The 20,053-nt window shown below is 72.8% G+C and carries 19 protein-coding genes and 1 riboswitch; of the genes, 13 read left to right on the top strand and 6 right to left on the bottom strand.

All coding sequences use genetic code 11. The annotated features are described in order from the left end of the window. Positions 1-91 precede the first annotated feature (91 nt). The 5 genes from ACGFNU_RS30945 to ACGFNU_RS30925 all read left to right on the top strand — a co-directional run bounded on the left by ACGFNU_RS30945 (position 92) and on the right by ACGFNU_RS30925 (position 3,884). Positions 92-223, top strand: a complete 132-nt coding sequence (locus ACGFNU_RS30945) for a hypothetical protein (RefSeq protein ID WP_392599297.1) — start codon at positions 92-94, stop codon at positions 221-223. 101 nt (positions 224-324) lie between these two features. After that, a complete protein-coding gene (locus tag ACGFNU_RS30940) occupies positions 325-978 on the top strand; it encodes an ABC transporter ATP-binding protein (protein WP_392599747.1) in 654 nt (217 codons plus the stop codon). Continuing rightward, the gene (locus tag ACGFNU_RS30935) at positions 975-2,966 is read left to right on the top strand and encodes an FtsX-like permease family protein (protein ID WP_392599296.1); all 1,992 of its coding nucleotides are present in this window, start codon (positions 975-977) and stop codon (positions 2,964-2,966) included. The genes ACGFNU_RS30940 and ACGFNU_RS30935 overlap by 4 nt, the downstream gene beginning before the upstream one ends. A gap of 48 nt (positions 2,967-3,014) precedes the next feature. Then, the gene (locus ACGFNU_RS30930; RefSeq protein ID WP_392599294.1) at positions 3,015-3,503 is read left to right on the top strand and encodes a GNAT family N-acetyltransferase; all 489 of its coding nucleotides are present in this window, start codon (positions 3,015-3,017) and stop codon (positions 3,501-3,503) included. A gap of 159 nt (positions 3,504-3,662) precedes the next feature. After that, positions 3,663-3,884, top strand: coding sequence for a hypothetical protein (locus ACGFNU_RS30925; protein WP_392599293.1), 222 nt, complete (start codon positions 3,663-3,665; stop codon positions 3,882-3,884). A gap of 134 nt (positions 3,885-4,018) precedes the next feature. On the opposite strand, the gene ACGFNU_RS30920 is transcribed toward ACGFNU_RS30925, so the two are convergent. Beyond that, positions 4,019-4,939 carry a serine hydrolase gene (locus tag ACGFNU_RS30920; RefSeq protein WP_392599291.1) on the bottom strand — a complete coding sequence of 307 codons (921 nt, stop codon included), beginning with the start codon at positions 4,937-4,939 and terminating at the stop codon, positions 4,019-4,021. A gap of 172 nt (positions 4,940-5,111) precedes the next feature. Between ACGFNU_RS30920 and ACGFNU_RS30915 the strand changes: the two genes are divergently transcribed. Beyond that, positions 5,112-5,906, top strand: a complete 795-nt coding sequence (locus ACGFNU_RS30915; protein ID WP_392599290.1) for a methyltransferase domain-containing protein — start codon at positions 5,112-5,114, stop codon at positions 5,904-5,906. Between the two features lie 6 nt (positions 5,907-5,912). Here ACGFNU_RS30915 and ACGFNU_RS30910 read toward each other — a convergent pair whose 3' ends face one another. Together ACGFNU_RS30910 and ACGFNU_RS30905 are read right to left on the bottom strand one after the other, a co-directional pair. Further along, entirely contained in the window at positions 5,913-6,485 is a 573-nt protein-coding gene (locus ACGFNU_RS30910; protein WP_392599288.1) for a TIGR03086 family metal-binding protein, read from the bottom strand. A 67-nt stretch (positions 6,486-6,552) separates the two neighbouring features. Beyond that, positions 6,553-8,211: an acetolactate synthase large subunit gene (locus ACGFNU_RS30905; RefSeq protein ID WP_392599286.1), complete on the bottom strand. Its 1,659-nt coding sequence runs from the start codon at positions 8,209-8,211 to the stop codon at positions 6,553-6,555. Positions 8,212-8,424: 213 nt separating this feature from the next. On the opposite strand from ACGFNU_RS30905, the gene ACGFNU_RS30900 reads away from it, so the two are divergent. Then, entirely contained in the window at positions 8,425-9,882 is a 1,458-nt protein-coding gene (locus ACGFNU_RS30900; protein WP_392599284.1) for a benzaldehyde dehydrogenase, read from the top strand. Positions 9,883-9,913: 31 nt separating this feature from the next. Here ACGFNU_RS30900 and ACGFNU_RS30895 read toward each other — a convergent pair whose 3' ends face one another. Then, complete coding sequence (locus ACGFNU_RS30895) at positions 9,914-10,933, bottom strand: LLM class F420-dependent oxidoreductase (RefSeq protein ID WP_392599282.1); 1,020 nt, start codon at positions 10,931-10,933, stop codon at positions 9,914-9,916. A 286-nt stretch (positions 10,934-11,219) separates the two neighbouring features. Here ACGFNU_RS30895 and ACGFNU_RS30890 point away from each other — a divergent pair, with 286 nt between their 5' ends. Further along, positions 11,220-11,810: an ATP-binding protein gene (locus tag ACGFNU_RS30890; RefSeq protein ID WP_392599280.1), complete on the top strand. Its 591-nt coding sequence runs from the start codon at positions 11,220-11,222 to the stop codon at positions 11,808-11,810. A gap of 123 nt (positions 11,811-11,933) precedes the next feature. On the opposite strand, the gene ACGFNU_RS30885 is transcribed toward ACGFNU_RS30890, so the two are convergent. Next, the gene (locus ACGFNU_RS30885) at positions 11,934-12,563 is read right to left on the bottom strand and encodes a TetR/AcrR family transcriptional regulator (RefSeq protein ID WP_392599278.1); all 630 of its coding nucleotides are present in this window, start codon (positions 12,561-12,563) and stop codon (positions 11,934-11,936) included. A gap of 9 nt (positions 12,564-12,572) precedes the next feature. Beyond that, positions 12,573-13,409, bottom strand: a complete 837-nt coding sequence (locus ACGFNU_RS30880) for an oxygenase MpaB family protein (protein WP_392599277.1) — start codon at positions 13,407-13,409, stop codon at positions 12,573-12,575. A 78-nt stretch (positions 13,410-13,487) separates the two neighbouring features. Next, positions 13,488-13,683: riboswitch (cobalamin riboswitch) on the top strand. 32 nt (positions 13,684-13,715) lie between these two features. On the opposite strand from ACGFNU_RS30880, the gene ACGFNU_RS30875 reads away from it, so the two are divergent. The 5 genes from ACGFNU_RS30875 to cobM are packed head-to-tail and all read left to right on the top strand — an operon-like array spanning position 13,716 to position 20,037. Then, on the top strand, positions 13,716-15,731 hold the full coding sequence (locus tag ACGFNU_RS30875; protein WP_392599276.1) for a putative cobaltochelatase: 2,016 nt from the start codon (positions 13,716-13,718) through the stop codon (positions 15,729-15,731). Between the two features lies 1 nt (position 15,732). Then, a complete protein-coding gene (cobO, locus tag ACGFNU_RS30870) occupies positions 15,733-16,335 on the top strand; it encodes a cob(I)yrinic acid a,c-diamide adenosyltransferase (RefSeq protein ID WP_392599275.1) in 603 nt (200 codons plus the stop codon). After that, complete coding sequence (locus tag ACGFNU_RS30865; RefSeq protein WP_392599273.1) at positions 16,332-17,930, top strand: cobyrinate a,c-diamide synthase; 1,599 nt, start codon at positions 16,332-16,334, stop codon at positions 17,928-17,930. The genes cobO and ACGFNU_RS30865 overlap by 4 nt, the downstream gene beginning before the upstream one ends. After that, a complete protein-coding gene (gene cobI, locus ACGFNU_RS30860) occupies positions 17,927-19,222 on the top strand; it encodes a precorrin-2 C(20)-methyltransferase (RefSeq protein WP_392599271.1) in 1,296 nt (431 codons plus the stop codon). Before ACGFNU_RS30865 ends, cobI begins: the two co-directional genes overlap by 4 nt. Beyond that, positions 19,219-20,037 (top strand): precorrin-4 C(11)-methyltransferase, encoded by an 819-nt coding sequence (cobM, locus tag ACGFNU_RS30855; RefSeq protein WP_392599270.1) that lies wholly within the window; start codon positions 19,219-19,221, stop codon positions 20,035-20,037. Before cobI ends, cobM begins: the two co-directional genes overlap by 4 nt. Positions 20,038-20,053: the final 16 nt, after the last annotated feature.

The following is a 20,053-nucleotide window of genomic DNA, read 5'->3' as shown; positions in this document are numbered from 1 at the left end:
TCCCCGTATCGACCATTCGGCCGATACGGGCGATTCAGGACCGGCCCTGCGTCCGATGCGGCTGACCTGGCCGTCAACGCACGCTTGAGACATGAACGCCATATATCTGCTCTATGTCCCGATCGCCGTCCTCTTCGCCGTCTTCGTCGTCTACGCGGGCCTGATCATGCCGGCCAAGGAGATCACCGAGTCGTTCCGCGACGAGCGGAAGGCCGCGGCGTGACCGAGCCCGTCCTCCCCCAGCCCGTCGTCCCCCAGCCCGTCGCCCCCCAGCCCGTCGCCCCCCAGCCCGCCCTCTCGCAGCCCGTCCTCTCCGGGCACGGCCTGGTCAAGCGGTTCGGGCCGGTCGTCGCCCTCGGCGGGGTGGACCTCGCCGTCGGCCGCGGCGAGGCCGTGGCGATCATGGGCCCGTCCGGCTCCGGCAAGTCGACCCTGCTGCACTGCCTGGCCGGGATCATGAAGCCGGACGCGGGCGAGGTGCTGCTGCTCGGGCAGCGCATCGACGCGCTCGGCGAGCGGCGCCGCAGCGAGCTGCGGCGCACCCGCTTCGGGTTCGTGTTCCAGTTCGGCCAGCTGCTGCCGGAGCTGCCCGCCGACGAGAACGTGGGCCTGCCGCTCATGCTCGGCGGGGTCGCGCGCGGCGAGGCCGTCCGCGCCGCCCGCGGCTGGTTCGGGCCGCTCGGGCTCGCCGGGATGGAGGGGCGGCGGCCGGGCGAGCTGTCCGGCGGCCAGGCCCAGCGTGTGGCGATTGCCCGCGCGCTGGTGACCCGGCCCGCGGTGGTCTTCGCCGACGAGCCCACCGGCGCCCTCGACCAGAACACCGGCCACGAGACGATGCGGCTGCTGGTCGAGGCCACCCGGCACAACGACGCCTCGCTGGTCGTGGTGACGCACGACCCCAACGTGGCGCGCTGGTGCGACCGCACGGTCGAGGTCCGTGACGGGCGGCTGCTGGTGCCCGCGGGCGGTGCCGCGTGACGCGCACGACCCTCGGACTCTCGTGGCGGCTGCTGCGCGGCGGCGGTCGCCGGGGCCTGCTGGGCTCGCTGCTCACGTTCGCCGCCGTCGCGGTCTCCACCGGGCTGCTGCTGTTCGCGGTCGGCGCCAACCACGCCTTCTCGGAGCGCGCCGACGCCGACGCCTGGCGGCATCCCGCCAAGCCGTCGGGCCCCGCGACGGCCGTCCAGGCGATGGACACCGACTATGTGCGGGGCACGCCGATCACGATCGTCGACCTCGCGGCCATGAGCGGGGCCGCGAAGGGGGCGCCGCCGGTGCCGCCGGGGATGAAGGCGTTCCCCAAGCCGGGCGAGTTCTGGGTCTCGCCCGCGCTCGCCGACCTGATCAAGAAGCTGCCCGCCGACCAGCTGGCGAAGCGGTTCCCCGCCGGGGCGCCGACGGGGATCCTCGGGGACGCGGCGCTCGTTCATCCCGGTGAGCTCGTGGCGGTGGCCGGTCGCACAGCGGCCGATCCGGCCATGACCGTCGAGCGCGGTAGCGAGATGGGCGCGGACACGACCGCGTCACCGGCGCGGATCGATCACTACGCCACCGGCGCGGTGTCGACGACCCCGCAGATCTACCAGGTGCTGGCGATCATCGCCTCGGTGCTGATGGTCGTGCCGCTGCTGGTCTTCGGCGGCGCCGCCGCCCGGCTCACGGTCGCCCGCCGCGACCAGCGGCTGGCCGCGCTGCGCCTGGTCGGCGCCACGCCCGGGCAGGTGGTCGCGATCACCGCGGCCGAGGCGATGCTCACCGCGGCGGCGGGCGCCGTCGCCGGGGCGCTGCTGTACGCGGCGGCGATCCCGGCGCTCACGCGGATCACGATCGGCGGGGGCGGCTGGTTCGCGAGCGATCTGTGGCCCGGCCTGCCGCCGCTGGCCGCCGTCCTCGTCGCGGTGCCCGTGCTCGTCGGTGTCAGCGCCATCGTGGGCCTGCGCCGCGTCGTCGTCAGCCCGCTCGGCGTGGCCAAGCGGGAGACGCCGCCGGGCATGAAGGCGATCCGGCTGGTCGTGTTCGGCGCCATCGTGGTCGCGTTCGCGCTGGTCAGCGGCAACCTCACGGCGATGGGCAGGACGGGCGCCGTCATCCTCGTGGTCTTCCTCGGACTCGGGTTCCTGTCCATCAACCTGGTGGGGCCCTGGGTGATCGCGCTGATCGGCCGCGTCACGGCCGGCACTGCGCGCGGGCCCGCCCGGCTGCTGGCGGGCCGCCGCCTGGTCGACGACCCGCGCGCCGCTTGGCGGACCGTCGCGGGAGTGGCGCTCACCGGATTCGTCGCGGGCTTCCTGTCGCTGATGAACCCGGCCGCGATGCCGGGCGCCGACGCCGAGGACCGGATGCGGCTCACCGTTCCGGCGGCGCGGGCGACCGCGGTGGCGGACCAGGCCAGGGACCGGCTGGCCGGGATCCCGGCCAAGGTGACGGTGGGCAAGTCCGCTGTCGACGACGGTGCCCGGACACTGGAGATCACGGTGCCGGGCGGGGACGCCGCGATCGACCGGGCCCGCACGGCGCTGCACGGCGTCGTCCCCGGCGTGAGCCCCACGCCCCCGGCGGGCTCGGGAGCGGAGCTCTACCTGCTGGCGGACCTGCGTACGGGCGCGCTCACCGTGCTCATCGTCTCGTTCCTCATCGCCATCACCAGCGCGGGCATCACCGGCGCGTCGGCCGTGCTGGACCGGCGGCAGACCTACGCGATGCTGCGGCTGGCGGGCACGCCGCTGGAGGTGCTCGACAAGGCGCGGCGCCAGGAGACCCTGATCCCGCTCGCCATCATGGGCGGTGGATCGTTGCTGACGGGGTTGTTCTTCGCCGCGCCGTTCGCCGCCGGGTTCGGGTCCTCGGGCGCGCTGACGCTGGCCGCGTTCGTCGTGCTGGGATTCGCCGGGATCATCGGCGCCGGCGCGCTGAGCCGCCCGCTGCTGCGCTCGGTCACCACCGACCCGGCGCCGCGCCCGGACTGACGGGAAAACGCGTCGCGTCCGCATGGGCGGCGCGGGCATGCTGAGGGCATGGAGATCCGGGAAGCGACGGCCGGCGACTGGCCGGCGATCTGGCCGTTCCTGCACGAGATCGTCGCTGCCGGTGACACGTTCAGCTGGCCGCGCGACATCGACGCGGAACGCGCCCGCCTGTTCTGGATGAAGGAGCCGCCGGGCCGGACGGTCGTCGCGGTCGGCGCCGGCGGCGTCGTGCTCGGCACGGCCAACATGAACCCCAACCACATGGGGCCCGCCTCGCACATCGCGAGCGCGAGCTTCATGGTCGCGCCCGAGCACGCGGGCCGGGGCGTGGGCCGGGCGCTGGGGGAGCACGTCATGGACTGGGCGCGCGCCGAGGGCTACCGCGCGATGCAGTTCAACGCGGTCGTGGAGACCAACGAGCGTGCCGTACGCCTGTGGCGTTCCCTCGGCATGGAGGTCGTGGCGACCCTGAAGGAAGGGTTCTTGCACCCCACCGAGGGTTACGTGGGCCTCCACATCATGTATCGCCTGCTCTGAGCGAACGCACGTTCGAAAAAATGTCAGAGGTGAGGCGTAAGTTCGCAGCGTGACCGGGGAGACACCGGGGAATACACATCGAACCAAGGAGTCGTTCGGTGCGTACCTCCGGGTATCCCGACCGGCGCTCCGCCGGTGAAGCAGGAAGGGGTCGTCGCAGTGAACGCATTCACGTTCCATCACCTCTCCCGCCCGTGGTTGAGCGGGCCCGCAGAGCGCACCGTCGTCGAGCCGTGGCTGACGCATACCGCCGCCAGCCTGGCGCTCAACACCTATGCCGAGCCTGAGATCCCCGTCGCCGCGCCCGCCGCGATCGCCGTGGTCGAGCCCCTTCCCATCTACCGCCCGCTCGCACCGCACCTCGTACCGCTGGCCGCATAAACGCCCCGCACAACGCCCGCCCGCGCGGCACTTGTCCGCACGGCACCTGTGTGCACGACGCCCGCCCGCACAGCGGATGTCCGCAGGGCGGATGTGCGCGGCGCCTGTGTGCGCGACGCCTGTCCGCAGGGCGCCTATCCGTTCGCCTTTCGGGGGCGGACGGCCCTCGTCGCGAGGGTGGCGACGCGTTCGACCGTCGCCACCCCGGCCGGCAGCGAGGGATGGCCGGCCGAGATGACGGCGACCAGGCAGTCGTGCCCGCCGCCGCTGATCCGGCCGATGCTGTTGACGGTCCAGGCCCCGCCGTCCACCTGGCGCGGCAGCCAGCCGTTCTTGAGCGCGACCGTCGCGTCCCGCTCCGCGGCCGCGCTGACGCCCCAGGCCTGCTCGTCCACCACGCCCTCCATCAGGCGCAGCACGTAACTCCGGTGCTTCGCGGAGAGCGGGCTCTTCTTCGAGGTCAGCGCGCCGAGCAGCCGCAGCTGGTCGGCGGCGCTCGTCGTGGTCGAACCCCACGCTCCGCCAGGCCCGGCGGTTGTCTGCTTGAGTCCGAGCTTGCGGTTGGCCTTGTCCAACCCGGCCCCGCCGCCGATCGAGCTCCACAACGTCGAAGCCGCGCCGTTGTCGCTGTGCTGGATCATCTGGGCCGCGAGCGACCTCTCGTAGGCGCTGAGCGCACGCTCGTCGCGCTGGGCCTGGAGCAGGAGCGCCATCAGGATGTCCACCTTGACGATGCTGGCCGTCGCGGTCCGGACCTTGCTCCCGTACGAGTACGTGGTGCCCGTGGCCAGATCCTTGACTGCCACCGAGACGCGTCCCGCCCGGTCGTCCAGATACTTCCTGATCGCGCGCGACACCCGCGTCCGCTCCGACGGCGTCGGCTCATGCGTCGGCGCGGGTGCCGGCGTGATCGCCGGGGCGGGTGCGGCGACCGGCGCTCGCGGCGTCGCGGCCATCGGCGCGTTGTCGGGCTGCTCGTGCACGGTCAGGCCCACCACCGCGATCGTGGTGACGGCGGCGACCCCGGTGCGAAGCGCGGCATGCCGGAATCTCATGCCGCCCGAGGCTGATCGGTCAACCTGGAGGTCCGGTGAGCCGAACCTGAAAGTCGTGTTTCCTCCGCAGCCCCGCATCCGGCAATCTCATATAACAAGACACAGTTCTCAAATTTTGAGAAGACTGCTTATCGTAAGAGGGCATCAGTCACAGCGACGAGAGGTGCCTTCGATGCCCGCCTACACGCACGGCTTCCACAAGACGGTGCTGAGCTCGCACACCTGGCGCACCGTGGAGAACTCCGCGGCCTACCTGATCGAGCACCTGCACGCCGGCGCCTCGGTCCTGGACGTCGGTTGCGGCCCCGGGACCATCACCGCGGACCTGGCCGAACGGGTGGCGCCCGGCCGCGTCACCGCCATCGACGCGTCGGAGGATGTGCTGGAACAGGCGGCCCAAGAGGCCGCCAGACGCGATGTGGACATCGACTTCGCGGTAGAGGACGTCCTCGCGCTGAGCTTCCCCAGCGACACGTTCGACATCGTGCACGCCCACCAGGTCCTGCAGCATGTGGCCGACCCGGTGCAGGCGCTGCGCGAGATGCGACGCGTCTGCAAGCCGGGCGGCGTGGTGGCGGCTCGCGACGCCGACTTCGGCGGCTTCGTCTGGCACCCGAATCCGCCCGGCATGGACGAGTGGATGCCGATCTACTACAAGACCGCGCGCGGCAACGGCGGCGAACCCGACGGAGGCCGCCGCCTGCTCTCCTGGGCACGCGAGGCGGGCTTCACCGACGTCACCGCCGGCGCCTCCATCTGGTGCTACTCCACGCCGGAAGAGCGCGAGTGGTGGAGCGAGTCATGGGGCGGCCGCCTGCTGAACTCCTCCGTCGCCGACCACGCCGTCGCCGGAGGCCACGCCACCCGCACCGACCTCGAACGGATCTACGCCGGCTGGAAGGCCTGGGCCGCCGCTGAGGACGGCTGGTTCGCCGTCCCCCACGGCGAGATCATCTGCCGCCCCTGACCTGGTTCACGCCGCGGACCAGCGGGGGTCCCGGCCGGTCAGGGCGACGAGGCGGTCGAGGGGCGGGGCGTCGGCGGGCACCTCGACGGGCTTGCCGAACGGGCCGTCGCCGTCGCCGGGAGCCTGGGACACGAAGCTCAGGCAGGCCTCGACCGTCTCCGGCGCGGCCTCGTACGGCCGCGCGACGGACCGGGCGACGTCCCAGCCGTGCACGACGACCTCGTTCAGCGCCACCAGCCCGGCCACCTGGCCCGGCAGGTCGACCCCGCCGGCCTGGGCCATCCCCTCCCACGCGTCCGGCTTGCGCCACGCCTCGGCCAGCCCGGCGAGCCCCTTCGGGAGGGACTCGCGCCAGCCGGCGGGGAGGCGCGAGGCGTCGCCGGACGGGGCCTGCGACCCGCCGGGCAGCGTGCCCTTGGCGGCGGCGACGGTGAACGCCAGCGTCAGCCCGTTGATGTGGTCGATCAGGTCTCCCAGCGTGTACTCGGGACACGGCGTCGGCAGCGTGAGCTGATCATCGGTCACGGTCACGAGCAGTTCGGCGAGTCGCCGGGTGGCGGGACCAAGGTCCGTCGTCATGGAGATCTCCTCATCGATGGTCGTGACATGGAGACCAGGCGGCGCCGCGAAAGTCATCGCTCTCGCGTCACAGGGCGTCGGTGAGTTCGCCCAGCTTGCTCGTGAGCTGGAGGTTGTGGGAGTAGTCGACCGGGACCGTGATGACCGAGACGCCGTCGTCGGACAGGGCCTTCTGGAGGGTGGGCAGCAGTTCGGCGGCGGACGTGACGCGATAGCCCTTGGCGCCGAAGCTCTCCGCGTACTTGACGAAGTCGGGATTGTTGAACCGGATGTTCGAGTTGCGGCCCATCTCCAGGTCCATCTTCCACTCGATCAGGCCGTACGCGTCGTCCTCCCAGATGAGGACGGTGATCGGGATGTTCTCGCGGACGGCGGTCTCGAGCTCCTGGGAGTTCATGAGGAACGCGCCGTCGCCGGTGGCCGCCAGCACGCGCCGGTCGGGGTGGGCGAGCTTGGCGGCGAGCGCGCCCGGCACCGCGAAGCCCATCGACGACAGGCCGTTGGACACCAGCAGCGTGTTGGGCTCGTACGTCGGGTACATGCGGGCCATCCACATCTTCACCGCGCCCGTGTCCGCGAGCACGATGTCGTCGCGGCCCATCGCCTCGCGGATGTCGGCGACGATGCGGCGCGGCGAGAGCGGGAAGCCGTCTTCGGACCTGCCCTGGCGGAGCTCCTCGGCCATCAGGTCGCGGATCTTGCGGCCCGTGCCGTTGACGTCGAAGCGGCGGTGGACGGACTCGGCGAGGGCGCGGAGCGAGCGCGAGATGTCGCCCTGGATGCCCACCTCGACCGGGTAGTGGTCGTCCACCTCGGCCGGGAACCGATGAATGTGGATGATCTTCTTGTCGACCTTGGGATTGACCTTGACCGGGTCGAACTCCTGCAGCTCGTAGCCCACCGCGATGATGACGTCCGCCTCGTCGAAGCCGAAGTTGACGTAGTCGTGGCGCATGAACCCGACCGCGCCGAGCGCGTTGCGGTGGTCGTCGGGGAAGACGCCCTTGCCGTTGAACGTGGTGGCGACCGGCAGCCCGAGCTGTTCGGAGAAGTGGATGAGCGCCTGGCTCGCCCGGGCGCGGGTCGCGCCGTGACCGGCCAGCACGATGGGCTGCCTCGCTAGGGCGATGACGTCGGCGGCGCGGGCGATCTGCGCCGGTGAGGGCTCCTGCGGGCGGACGACGTTGAGCGGGAGCGGCTTGAGGTCGGGCGACACCTGGGCGGCTTCGACGTCCTCCGGGATCGCCAGGTAGACGGCGCCGGGACGTTCGGTCTGCGCGGTCTTGAACGCCTTGCGGATCATCTCGGGCAGCGCCTCGGGGGTCGGCGCCAGCTCGGCCCACTTGGTGATCGGCCGGAAGAGGGACACCAGGTCGACGATCTGGTGCGACTCCTTGTAGATGCGGTCCAGCCCGACCTGGGCGGAGATGGCGACGACCGGGGTGCTGTTGGTGGTCGCGTCGGCGACGCCGAGCTGCAGGTTGATCGCGCCGGGGCCGAGCGTCGCGGAGGCCACGCCCGCCTTGCCGGTGAGCCGGCCGTAGATCTCGGCCATGAACGCCGCGCCCTGCTCGTGGCGGACGAGGACGTAGCGGATCGAGGAGTCGTTGACCGCGTCGACGAAGTGGATGTTCTCCTCGCCGGGAATGCCGAAGACGTACTCGACGCCCTCGGCCTCCAGTGCGCGAACGAGCAACCGGGCGGCGCCGGCCTGCGGGCTGGACATCGTGTGTCCCTCTCCAAGGAGCTTCTGTCGATCAAGTCTTGTGGACATCCGATGTAGCGCCGGCGCGCCCCCGTACATTCCGCCGCCCGTTTTGAGTGGTTTCTTCCGCTCAGCGGAAGGGCCGGCGTGCGTGCGGGCGTTTCGGGGGCCACGATCGCGAGGGGGCCCGCATCCACCCCGCGCCTGGCCCCCGGCTCGCGCCGAGGAGGAACCATGACGCTGCTCGACTCCGGGATCTGGACCGGCAAGATCTTCAACGGGGGGTGGGCCGGCCCGGCGGGCGGCGCGTACGACGTCGTCGAGCCGGCGACCGGCGCCACGCTCGGCGGGCTCGGCCGGGCCGGCGCCGCGGACGTGGCGGCCGCCGCGACCCGGGCCGCGGAAGCGCAGCGTGACTGGGCGGCGCGCACCTACGAGGAGCGGGCCGCCGTCCTGCGCACCGCCGGCCGGCTCTTCGCCGAGCACGCCGCGGAGATCGAGGGCTGGATCGTCCGCGAGGCGGGGTCGATCCCGCCCAAGGCGCAGCTGGAGACGCACTTCGCGGAGCAGCTCTGCTACGAGGCCGCCGCCCTCGCCTCGCATCCGCAGGGTCTGGTGCTGCCGTCCGCACAGCCCCGCTGGAGCCTGGCCCGGCGCCGCCCGGCCGGGGTCGTCACCGTGATCGCCCCGTTCAACGTCCCGCTGATCCTCTCGATGCGGTCGGTGGCGCCCGCGCTCGCCCTCGGGAACGCGGTGCTGCTCAAGCCCGACCCGCGGACGGCCGTCTGCGGCGGGGTGGTCGTCGCGCGGATCTTCGAGGAGGCGGGCCTGCCCGCCGGGCTGCTGCACGTGCTGCCGGGCGGGACGGACGTGGGCGAGGCCGTCATCGCGGCGCCGGAGGTGCGGGTCGTCTCGTTCACCGGCTCCACCCGGGCGGGCCGCCGCGTCGGGGAGGCGTGCGGGCGGCTGCTCAAGCGCGCCCACCTGGAGCTCGGCGGCAACAGCGCGCTCATCGTGCTGCCCGGCGCCGACGTCGCCAAGGCGGTGTCGGCCGGCGCGTGGGGCTCGTTCCTCCACCAGGGGCAGATCTGCATGACCACCGGCCGCCAGCTGGTGCACGAGAGCCTGCACGAGGAGTACGTGGCGGCGCTCGCCGACAAGGCCGACAAGCTGCCGGTCGGCGACCCGGCCGCCGAGCAGGTGGCGCTCGGCCCCATCATCGACCGGTCACAGCTGGAGCGGATCGACGGGCTCGTCCGCGACAGCGTCGGGGCGGGCGCGCGGCTGGCGGCGGGCGGCACGCATGAGGGCCTCTTCTACCGGCCGACCGTCCTGGCGGAGGTGACGCCCGACATGCCCGCGTACGCCCAGGAGGTGTTCGGCCCGGTCGCGCCGGTCGTGCCGTTCCGCACGGTCGACGACGCGATCGCGCTGGCGGCGGACAGCGAGTACGGCCTGTCGCTGGGGATCCTCGGCGACGTGGGCGAGGCGATGCGCGTCGCGGACGCCGTGCCGACCGGGCTGGTCCACATCAACGACCAGACGGTGAACGACGAGCCCACCGTGCCGTTCGGCGGCCTCGCCGCCTCGGGCAACGGGTCCCGTTTCGGCGGCCCGGACGCCAACATCGAGGCGTTCACCGAGACCCAGTGGGTCACGATGCGCGGCGAGATCGCCCCGTACCCCTTCTGACCGAGGGGCCCGGGGCGGTCAGGGGCCGCGATCAGGCGTGCACGAGGTCGCGGATCTCGCGCAGCGTGGGCTCGTCCCGGACGCCCGCGATGAGGAGCGTCGTGACCGGGCTGCCGCGCCACAGCTGCAGGCGCTCCTTGATGCGGCCGATCGGGCCGAGCAGCGAGATGGAGTCGGCCAGCTCGGCCGGCACGGCCTGGATCGCCTCGTGCCGCCGGCCGTCCAGGAACAGCTCCTGCACGCGCTTGGCCTGCTCGGCGAACCCGAGCCGGCCGATCAGGTCGAGGTGGAAGTTGTGGTCGCGCGCGCCCATCCCGCCGATGTAGAACGCGAGCGGGATCTTGGCGAACTCCAGGGCGGCGTCGAGGTCGTCGGTCACGATGGTGGTGACGGTCGCGGCGATCTCGAAGTCGTCCGGCCGGCCGGCCAGCGACTCGCCGAAGAGCGTGTCGATCTGCTGGGGGTCCACGAACAGCGGCAGCCAGCCCTGGGTGTTCGTGGTCGCCAGCGCGATGTTCTTCGGCCCCTCGGCGCCCAGATAGATCGGGATCTCCGGCCGGACGGGATGCACGATCGACTTGAGCGGCTTGCCGAGGCCCGCGCCACCCGGGTAGGGCAGCGGATAGTGCGGGCCCTCGTTCGTCACCGGGCCCTCGCGGCGCCACACCTGGCGGACGATGTCGAGGTACTCGCGGGTGCGCGCGAGCGGCTTGGGGAACGGCACGCCGTACCAGCCCTCCACCACCTGCGGCCCGGACGCGCCCAGCCCGAGGATCACCCGGCCCCCGGACAGGGCGTCGAGGGTCAGCGCGTGCATCGCGGTCGCGGCCGGGGTGCGGGCCGACATCTGGACCACGGCGGTGCCCAGTTTGATCCGGGACGTACGGGCGGCGTACCAGGTCAGCGGGGTGAAGGCGTCCGAGCCGTAGGCCTCCGCGGTGAAGACCGCGTCGTAGCCGAGCCGCTCGGCCGCCAGCACGGTCTCGGTCTGGTCGTCGGGGTCACGCTGCCAGTAGCCGACGTTGATGCCGAGCTTGAGTTCTGCCGTCACGGGTCACCCTCCGATGAGTGGAAGCACCGGCGATACTAGAACACGTTCTAGTCTTGCCGGAAGGGCGGCCCGGCCGCGCGCCGCGGGCCGGCCGTTCGCGGAGGTGAGAGTTCCGTATCCGGACCGTCCGCTACGGCGGGATTGCGCCGCGCCGGTGAGAGCAATCTCGCGAAGAGAGTTGCGGCGGCGAGATTCTCACGCGACGCTGAAACGTGACCGGTCGGGGACTGAAAGTGACGGAGCAGTACGAGGCCGCGCAGTACGGAACGTAACCGCGGGAGGACCCGTGAAGGCTTCGCCTGAGTTCACGGACGATGATACGGAGCTGCCCGGCTGGGTGTGGGCGCTCCCGCGCGGGCCCGGCTGTGCCGGGTACGCCCGGTCGGTGCTGGCCGAAGCGCTCACCGGCCTGGGGGTGGGCCGCGACACGGTCGGCGACGCCCAGCTGATGGTCAGCGAGCTGGTGACCAACGCCCACCAGCACGCGGCCGAGCACGGCCCGCACGAGCTCTGGCTCTATCTCGGCGAACGGCCCGGCGCGCGGATCCCTCCCGCGACGGCGGCCACGGGCCCGGCGCATCCGGCCGCCGCACGTCCGGCCCCGGCGCGCGAGGTCCGCTGCGCCGTCTTCGACGGTGACGCCGACGCCCGCCTGCCCGGCTATTCGTGGACGTCCGGCGACTGCGGCCGCGGTCTCAGCATCGTCCGTGAGCTCTCCGAGGGCCGCTGGGGGGTCCTGCACACCCTCTCCCGGCTGGGCCCGCCGATCCCCGGCAAGGCCGTGTGGTTCGCGGTGCCCGTGCCCGCCACGTTCCTGAGCCCTTCGAGCCCGGCGCCCACATCCGACGACGCCCCACCCGAACCCGGCGCCGCCTGAACGAGCGCCGCCTGAACGAGCGCCGCCTGAGCTTCGCGGCGCCTGTGCTCCGGCGCGGCGTGAACCTGGCGCGAGACGTCCGGCGGCGCCTGAGCGGTCGCCGATCTGGCTGAGCGCTCGGGCTCAGGCTCGTTCGACGGCGGGTGCGATGTCCCTGACGAGGACGAGCAGCGACCCGGCCAGCAGCGTGTGCACCTGGGCGCGGCTGAGCGTCTTCTCCTGAAGCCACTGGCGGGTCGCCGTCTCGGCCAGCCCGGAGTACGTGCGGAGCACGGCGCGCAAGGTATCGGTCGGCTCGGGCACGCGCAGCACCGTGAGCATGTGCTCGACCGTCACGTCACGGGTCTTGTTGACGATGCGCCGCAGCTCCGGATCCTGACCGAAACCCTCCGCGTCGAGGGCGGCGAGCCAGGTGTCGGCGTTGGTCTCGGCGGCGTCCAGGAACAGGTGCACGCAGAGGTCGACCGTCTCTTCCAGCGGCATCGCGGCATCGGCCGGCGGGGCCTGGCCGGCGTAACTGAGCGTGAGCCCGCGCACGACCTCCAGGAACAGCTCGCGCTTCGTGCCGAAGTAGTAGTGGATCAGCCCGCGCTGGACGCCCGCCTCGCGCGCGATCGCGGCGGTGGAGACGTCGGCGTAGGCCAGCTCGGTGAACATCCTGCGGGCCACGCCGAGGATCTGGTCGCGCCGTTCATCCCGGGGAAGCCGCTGATAGCTCGCCCTGGCGGCACGGCGTGAAGACGGAGGGGCCACTCCGACAGCCTATGCCGCCCGGCGCCGCGGTTGCCCGAAGAGCCGCAACGGCCGCTCCCGCGCGACAAGGTAGGCGGTGGGGCGGTGCCGTACCGACACGGGCACGACCTTGGTCGCCGTCTTGTTGGCCTCGATGAGGGAGGCGAACGCGAGGGAGCGCGTCCGGCTCCACGGGACGCCCAGCTCGCTCCGCAGCCGGGGCGGCAGCAGCGCTCCGGCGGCGAGCAGGTTGAGCCGGATGTAGGCGGGGCCCAGCGGCCACGGCATGGGCAGCTTGCGGGTGGTGTCGAGGAGCTTGGCCGAGACGGTGGTCGGGCGCAGTTCCTCCTGGACGATCCGGTCGAAGTAAGCGCGGAAGTCCTCGTAGATGACGGGACAGTGGCCCTCGGGGACGCCGCACGCGTACGCGATCAGCTTCTGCTCCTGGTAGAACCGCTCGCGGTCGCCTGACGGCAGCCGTCCGAACGTGCGCTGGTAGAGGTCGAGCCCGTTGTGCACCAGCGTCGCCCAGACCCAGAGCAGGAGGTCGGGATCCAGCGCGCGGTAGCGGACGCCCTCGTCCGAGACGCCGGTGACGCGTTCGTGCACGCGCCGCAGCTTGGCGGACTGGCGGGCCGAGACCTCGGGTTCGGCGAACGACAGCTTGAGCATGATGTCGGCCGTCCGCCACAGCCGGGCGAACGGGTCGCTCTCGAAGTCGGAGTACTGCTCGACGCCCGCGGCCACGAGCGGGTGCGTCACCTGCAGCAGGAGCGTCGGCGCGGCGCCGAGGCCGAGCACCGGCTCGCGCATGACCGTCCAGGAGACGTCGCCTGGCCGGAAGGGAAGTCCACCGGTTCGTCGCATGACCTCAGTAGAACACGTTATTGGCACATCGCCAATAGCCCGCCCGCCCGGCCGCCTCGCGGCCGCCGCCCGGCCGCCTCTTGGGCGGCCCGCGGCGGTGTGCCATCCTTGGCCTGCGACGGAAGCGGAGGAACCCGGTGCGATTCCGGGGCTGTCCCGCAACTGTGACCAGGGGAGTTCCCTCTCTGGTGCGCCACGGCGGCAACGCTGGAAGGCTGAGGGGGAGCGGTGATCCGGGAGCCAGGAGACTCCGGCCGTCGGACCTGACCGCCACGGGCGTGGACACCCGAGGAAGGACGATGAGGCGTGCCCTCTGATCTGCCGACCAGCCGCGATCTCCCGGCGAGCCGCCGTGGCCGCGCCGGTGCCCGCTATCCGTTCTCCGCCGTCGTCGGCATGGCCGATCTCAAGCTGGCCCTGCTGGTCAACGCGGTCTCCCCGAGCGTGGGCGGCGTGCTGGTCCGCGGCGAGAAGGGCACCGCCAAGTCCACGATCGTCCGCGCCCTGGCCGGGCTGCTGCCCGAAGTCGGCGTCGTGCCGGGCTGCCGCTTCTCCTGCGACCCGGGTGATCCCGATCCCGAGTGCCCCGACGGCCCGCACCCCGACGGCCCGCATGCCGGAGCCGACTCGGCGGAGCGCAGGCCCGCGCGGCTGGTGGAGCTGCCGGTCGGCGCGTCGGAGGACCGGCTCACCGGCTCCCTCGACCTCGAACGGGCGCTGACCGAGGGCGTGAAGGCCTTCGAACCCGGCCTGCTGGCGGCCGCGCACCGCGGCGTCCTCTACGTCGACGAGGTCAACCTGCTGCACGACCACCTCGTCGACCTGCTCCTCGACGCCGCCGCGATGGGCGAGTCGTACGTCGAGCGCGAGGGCGTCTCCGTCCGGCACGCGGCGCGCTTCCTGCTCGTCGGCACCATGAACCCCGAGGAGGGCGAGCTGCGGCCGCAGCTGCTCGACCGGTTCGGGCTGACCGTCGAGGTGGCCGCCACGCGCGAGCCCGGGGAGCGGGCGGAGGTCGTCCGGCGCCGGCTGCGGTTCGATGACGATCCGGTGGACTTCGCCGCGGGCTGGGCCGAGGCCGAGGCCGAGCTGGCCGGCCGGATCGCCGCCGCGCGGAGCAGGCTCTCGCGGGTGGTGCTGACCGACGCGGCCCTCCGCCAGATCACGGCGGTGTGCGCCGCGTTCGAGGTGGACGGCCTGCGCGCCGACCTCGTGACCGCCCGCGCCGCGATCGCGCTGGCCGCGTGGCACGACCGGACGGAGGTCACCTCCGACGACGTGCGGACGGCCGTGCGTCTCGCCCTCCCGCATCGCCGCCGCCGTGACCCGTTCGACGCCCCCGGCCTGGACGAGCAGAAGCTCGACGACGTGCTGGACGAGCACGCGGAGCGCGGCGAGCCGGAGCCTCCCGACGATGATCCAGGCGGGCCTGACGGCGGCGGACCCGCTCCTCGGGACGGTGACGGTCCACCGGCTTCGGACGAGCAGCGGTCGCCGGACGGGCAGGCACCGGCGCCGGCGCCGAACGAGCCCGCTCCCGCCGACGCCGCGTACAAGCCCCGGCTCTTCACCGTCCCCGGGACGGGCACCGGCGCGCCCGGCCGCCGTTCCAAGGCGCGGAGCCCGTACGGTCGCGTCTCGGGCGCGCAGCCCGGATCGCGCGGCCTGCACCTGACCGCGACCTTGCGCGCCGCCGCGCCGCACCAGCACGCCCGTGGTCGCGGCGGCCCTGGCCTTATCGTCGCCGCGGAGGATCTGCGCGAGGTCGTCCGGGACGGGCGCGAGGGCAATCTGGTGCTGTTCGTCGTCGACGCGAGCGGCTCGATGGCGGCGCGGCAGCGCATGCGCGCGGTCAAGGGCGCGGTGCTGAGCCTCCTCCTGGACGCCTACCAGCGGCGCGACAAGGTCGGGCTCATCACCTTCCGGGGAACGGAGGCCACCCTTGCGCTGCCGCCGACGTCCTCCGTCGAGGCGGGCGCGCGGCGGCTGGAGCGGCTCGCGACCGGGGGCCGCACCCCGCTGGCGGCCGGGCTTGTGCGCGCGGCGGAGGTGCTGCGCGTCGAGCGGCTGCGCGACCCGGCGCGCCGCCCGTTGCTCGTGCTCGTCACCGACGGCCGCGCCACGCACGGACCCGACCCGGCGGCGGTCGCGGGGCTGCTCACGGACGTGGCCTCGGTCGTGGTGGACTGCGAGTCCGGGCCGGTGCGGCTCGGGTTGTCACAGCGGCTGGCCGGTCAGCTCGGTGCCGAGGCCGTCCGGCTGGACGAGCTCGCGGCGGACTCGCTCGCGGGCGTCGTCCGTTCGGCGCGGAAGGTGGCGTGAGATGCCTCAGGGCAAGCCGGAGTACGTGCCGGAGGACGGGCTGACGACCCGCGAGCGCCGCAACAGGCCGCTGGTGGTCGTGCACACCGGCCCCGGCAAGGGCAAGTCCACCGCCGCGTTCGGGCTGGCGCTGCGAGCCTGGAACCAGGGCTGGCCCATCGCGGTCTTCCAGTTCGTCAAGTCCGCCAAGTGGCGCATCGGTGAGGAAAAGGCGCTGCGCGTCCTGGGCGAGACGGGCGAAGGCGGCCCGGTGACCTGGAACAAGATGGGCGAGGGCTGGTCGTGGATCCAGCGGCCGGGCTCGGAGGAGGACCACGAGGCCGACGCCCGCGAGGGCTGGGAACAGATCAAGCGCGACCTCGCGGCCGAGACGTACCGTTTCTACGTGCTGGACGAGTTCACGTACCCGATGAAGTGGGGCTGGATCGACGTCGAGGACGTCATCGCCACGCTGCGCGGCCGTCCTGGCGCGCAGCACGTCGTCATCACGGGCAGGGACGCCGACCCGCGCCTGCTGGAGTTCGCCGATCTCGTGACGGAGATGGGCAAGGTGAAGCACCCCATGGACCGGGGCCAGAAGGGCCAGAAGGGCATCGAGTGGTGACCGTTCCCCGCCTCGTCGTCGCCGCGCCCGCCTCCGGGAGCGGCAAGACGACCGTGGCCACCGGCCTCATGGCGGCCTTCGCGGCGCGCGGCCTGGCGGTCTCGCCGCACAAGGTCGGGCCCGACTACATCGACCCCGGCTATCACGCGCTGGCCACGGGCCGTCCGGGCCGCAACCTCGACCCGTGGCTGACGTCCGAGGACCTGATCGCGCCGCTCTTCCTGCACGGCGCCGCAGCCTCCGACGTCGCCGTGATCGAGGGCGTCATGGGCCTGTACGACGGGGCCTCCGGTGCCGGTGACTTCGCCTCGACCGCCCATGTCGCGACGCTGCTCGACGCGCCGGTGATCCTCGTCGTGGACGCGGCGGCGGCCGGACGTTCGGTGGCGGCCACCGTGCACGGTTTCCGCTCGTACGGCGAGGGCGTGCGGCTGGGCGGAGTGATCCTCAACCGGATCGGGTCGGACGGCCACGAACGCCTGTGCCGCGACGCCGTGGAGGAGCTGGGTATCCCCGTCCTGGGCGCGCTCCGCCGCCATGACGACATCGCGAAGCCCTCCCGGCATCTCGGGCTCGTCCCGGTGGCCGAGCGCAGCGCCGAGGCCGTGGCCACGGTCGACCGCCTCGGCGCGCTCATCGCCGGTTCCTGCGACCTGGAGGCGACCCTAGCCCTAGCCCGCACCGCCCCACCCCTATCCGCCGCCCCCTGGACCCCCGCCCTGGCGCTGACACCCAACATGTCGGTAACACCCGCCCCGGCGGTGTCACCAGGCGCGGTGTCACCTGACGCGGCGGTGCCACCTGACGTGGCGGTGCCACCTGACGTGGCGGCGTCGCACGGCGGGGCGGTGAGGCACGGCGGGGCGGTGTCGCCCGGCGTCGCGGTGTCGCCCGGAGTGGGGATGTCGCCTGATGTCGCGGTATCGCCTGGGGCGGCGGTGTCGGCTCGCCCGGCGGTGGCGCCTGGCGGGGCGGTGACGCCCAACGTGGCTGTGACGGCCCGAGCTCCGGCGGTGCGGGTTGCGGTGGCGGGTGGGTCGGCGTTCACGTTCGGGTATACGGAGAACGAGGAACTGCTCGCGGCGGCCGGCGCCGAGGTCGTCCGCTTCGATCCGTTGCGCGACGAGCGCCTGCCTGAGGGGACGCGGGGCATCGTGATCGGCGGCGGCTTCCCCGAGGTGCACGCGGCGCGGTTGTCGGCCAATGAGCCGCTCCGCAAGGAGGTCGCCGCGTTCGGCGGGCCTGTCTACGCCGAGTGCGCGGGCCTGCTCTACCTGGCGCGCGAGCTCGACGGCGAGCCGATGTGCGGGGTGCTGGCCGACGTGACCGCGACCATGGCCGAACGGCTGACGCTCGGCTACCGGGCCGCCGTGGCGGTGTCCGACTCTGTCGTGGCCCGTGCGGGCGAACGTGTGCACGGGCACGAGTTCCACCGGACGGTCACGGATCCGGCGCACGGCACGACCGCCGCCTGGCAGTGGTCCACCGACGGCCCGGCGGGCTTCGTCCAGGGCAAGTGCGTCGCCTCGTACCTGCATCTGCACTGGGCCGGATCGCCCGGCCTCGCGCAGCGATTCGTGGAGGCCTGCCGATGAGCGAGAGCACCTTCCGGGGCCCCGTGCTGCTGCGCGGCGAGCGGGTCGAGCTGCGGCCGTTCTCGATCGAGGACGGCGCCGCGCTCATCGAGATCCTCCGCGCCGGTGAGGACTTCCTGCCGGACAACTTCCCGCGCGAGCTCGACGCCGAGCGGCTGGCCTGGTGGCTCAACACCGGCGTCCACCAGCCGCACCGGTACGGCCTGGCGATCCACCTCGCGGTGCTCGACCGGGAGAGCGGCGAGTTCGCCGGCACCATCGGGCTCTTCCGGGTCGACTGGACGCAGCTCACCTGCGAGGTCGGCTACGGCATGCGTCCGGGGGCGCGCGGCCGCGGCTACGCGACCGAGGCGCTGAAGCTGATCTCGGCGTGGGCGTTGCGCGACTGCGGCCTGCATCGCGTCGAGCTCCGCGCCATCACGTCCAACCACGCCTCGGTGCGCGTCGCGGAGAAGGGTGGTTTTGTCCGCGAGGGCGTCGCGCGAGGAGGCGAGCGTGACGGAGGCGTCAACCTCGACCAGTTCGTTTTCAGCCTGCTCGCCGCCGATCTCGACCGTGCTGAAACGGGGCCGCCGCGGCTGGTCGGGATCGGGGTCGGGCCGGGCGATCCCGAGCTGATCACCGCCAAGGCCGTGCGGATCCTGCGTGAGGCCGACGTGGTGCTGGTGCCTGTGATGGCGCTGGACGAGGAGGGCCGCGCCGAGTCGGTCGTCCGCGCGTACACGGGCAAGGCCGAACGCGTCGTCTTCGCGCTGAACGACCGGGGCGGCGTGACCGAGAAGCGGGCCGCCGCCTGGGACAGTGCTGCCGAACGGGTCGTGCGGGCGTTCGACGAAGGCGCGCGCATGGTCGCCTTCGCCACGATCGGCGATCCCAACGTCTACTCGACGTTCACCTACCTCGCGCAGACCGTCCGCGAGCGCCGCCCAGACGCGGTCGTGGAGACGGTGCCGGGGATCACGGCCATGCAAGATCTGGCGGCGCGTTCCGGCACCGTCCTCGCCGAAGGCGCCGAGTCGCTCGCGCTGGTGCCGGTGACGCGCGGGGTGGCGGGCCTCCGGACGGCGCTGGAGACCGGCGACACGGTCGTCGCGTACAAGTTCGGCTCGGTGGCGGAGGAGGTCGTCGCGGTGCTCAAGGACACGGGACGGCTGGAGGAGGCGGTCTACGGGGCGCGGCTCGGCCTGGCGGGCGAGGACGTCCGGCCCGCCCGGGAGATCACCGGTGCCGTGCCCTACCTGTCGACGCTGATCGTGCCCGGCCGCCGGACGGCGCGGGGAGGCAAGCTGTGACCGATACCGTGACCGGTCGTGCGATCTTCGTCGGTGCCGGGCCGGGGGCCGCCGACCTGCTGACGTTCCGGGCGGCGAAGGCGATCGCCGGCGCCGACGTGGTGATCTGGGCGGCCAGCCTCGTCCATCCCGACGTGCTCCAGCACGCCCGCGCCGACGCGGAGATCGTCGACTCGGCGCAGCTTCCGATGGAGGGCGTGCTCCCGTACTTCGAGCGAGCGCTCGCCGAGGGCTTGACCATCGCCCGGATTCACTCGGGCGACCCGGCGTTGTGGGGTGCGTTGCAGGAGCAGCTCGACCGGTGCAGAGACATGGGGCTGGACGTCGAGGTCATCCCCGGCGTCTCCAGCTTCAGCGCGGTCGCGGCAGCGGTCGAACGCGAACTGACGATTCCCGAGGTGGCGCAGTCGGTCATCCTCACCCGGCTTGGCGGCGGCAAGACGCCCATGCCCGCGGGTGAGGAGGTCCGGGAGTTCGCCAGGCATGGCACGACGATGGCGCTTTTCCTGTCGGCGGCACGGTCCGGGCAGCTCCAGGAGGAGCTCCTCGAAGGCGGCTATCCCGAAGACACCCCGTGCGTCGTCGCGTACCAGTGCACCTGGCCGGACGAGCTGATCGTGCGCTGCGTCCTCGGCGAGCTCGAGGAGACCGTGAAGACCCACAAACTGTGGAAGCACACGCTCGTCCTCGTGGGACCCGCTCTGGCCGCGGGCGGCACGCGGTCGCATCTCTATCATCCGGGTCACTTCCACGGTTTCCGGCGTGCCGAGCCCGCGGCGCGGCGCCGCCTCCGCGAGGCTCGTCGCTCCTCTTGACGACGCGACGACGAAG

The sequence above is a fragment of the Spirillospora sp. NPDC048911 genome (assembly GCF_043198015.1).
In the GTDB taxonomy this organism is placed as follows: Bacteria; Actinomycetota; Actinomycetes; order Streptosporangiales; family Streptosporangiaceae; genus Spirillospora.
The sequence above is the reverse complement of the archived record's forward strand: the minus strand, read 5'-3'. Positions and strand labels throughout refer to the sequence as shown.

Excerpts from the sequence above, each read along its gene's own strand:
- ACGFNU_RS30945 (WP_392599297.1), top strand. The coding sequence starts at position 92 with ATGAACGCCATATATCTGCTCTATGTCCCGATCGCCGTCCTCTTCGCC.
- ACGFNU_RS30930 (WP_392599294.1), top strand. The coding sequence starts at position 3,015 with ATGGAGATCCGGGAAGCGACGGCCGGCGACTGGCCGGCGATCTGGCCG.
- ACGFNU_RS30920 (WP_392599291.1), bottom strand. The coding sequence starts at position 4,939 with ATGAGATTCCGGCATGCCGCGCTTCGCACCGGGGTCGCCGCCGTCACC.
- ACGFNU_RS30915 (WP_392599290.1), top strand. The coding sequence starts at position 5,112 with ATGCCCGCCTACACGCACGGCTTCCACAAGACGGTGCTGAGCTCGCAC.
- ACGFNU_RS30910 (WP_392599288.1), bottom strand. The coding sequence starts at position 6,485 with ATGACGACGGACCTTGGTCCCGCCACCCGGCGACTCGCCGAACTGCTC.
- ACGFNU_RS30905 (WP_392599286.1), bottom strand. The coding sequence starts at position 8,211 with ATGTCCAGCCCGCAGGCCGGCGCCGCCCGGTTGCTCGTTCGCGCACTG.
- ACGFNU_RS30900 (WP_392599284.1), top strand. The coding sequence starts at position 8,425 with ATGACGCTGCTCGACTCCGGGATCTGGACCGGCAAGATCTTCAACGGG.
- ACGFNU_RS30880 (WP_392599277.1), bottom strand. The coding sequence starts at position 13,409 with ATGCGACGAACCGGTGGACTTCCCTTCCGGCCAGGCGACGTCTCCTGG.
- cobO (WP_392599275.1), top strand. The coding sequence starts at position 15,733 with ATGCCTCAGGGCAAGCCGGAGTACGTGCCGGAGGACGGGCTGACGACC.
- cobI (WP_392599271.1), top strand. The coding sequence starts at position 17,927 with ATGAGCGAGAGCACCTTCCGGGGCCCCGTGCTGCTGCGCGGCGAGCGG.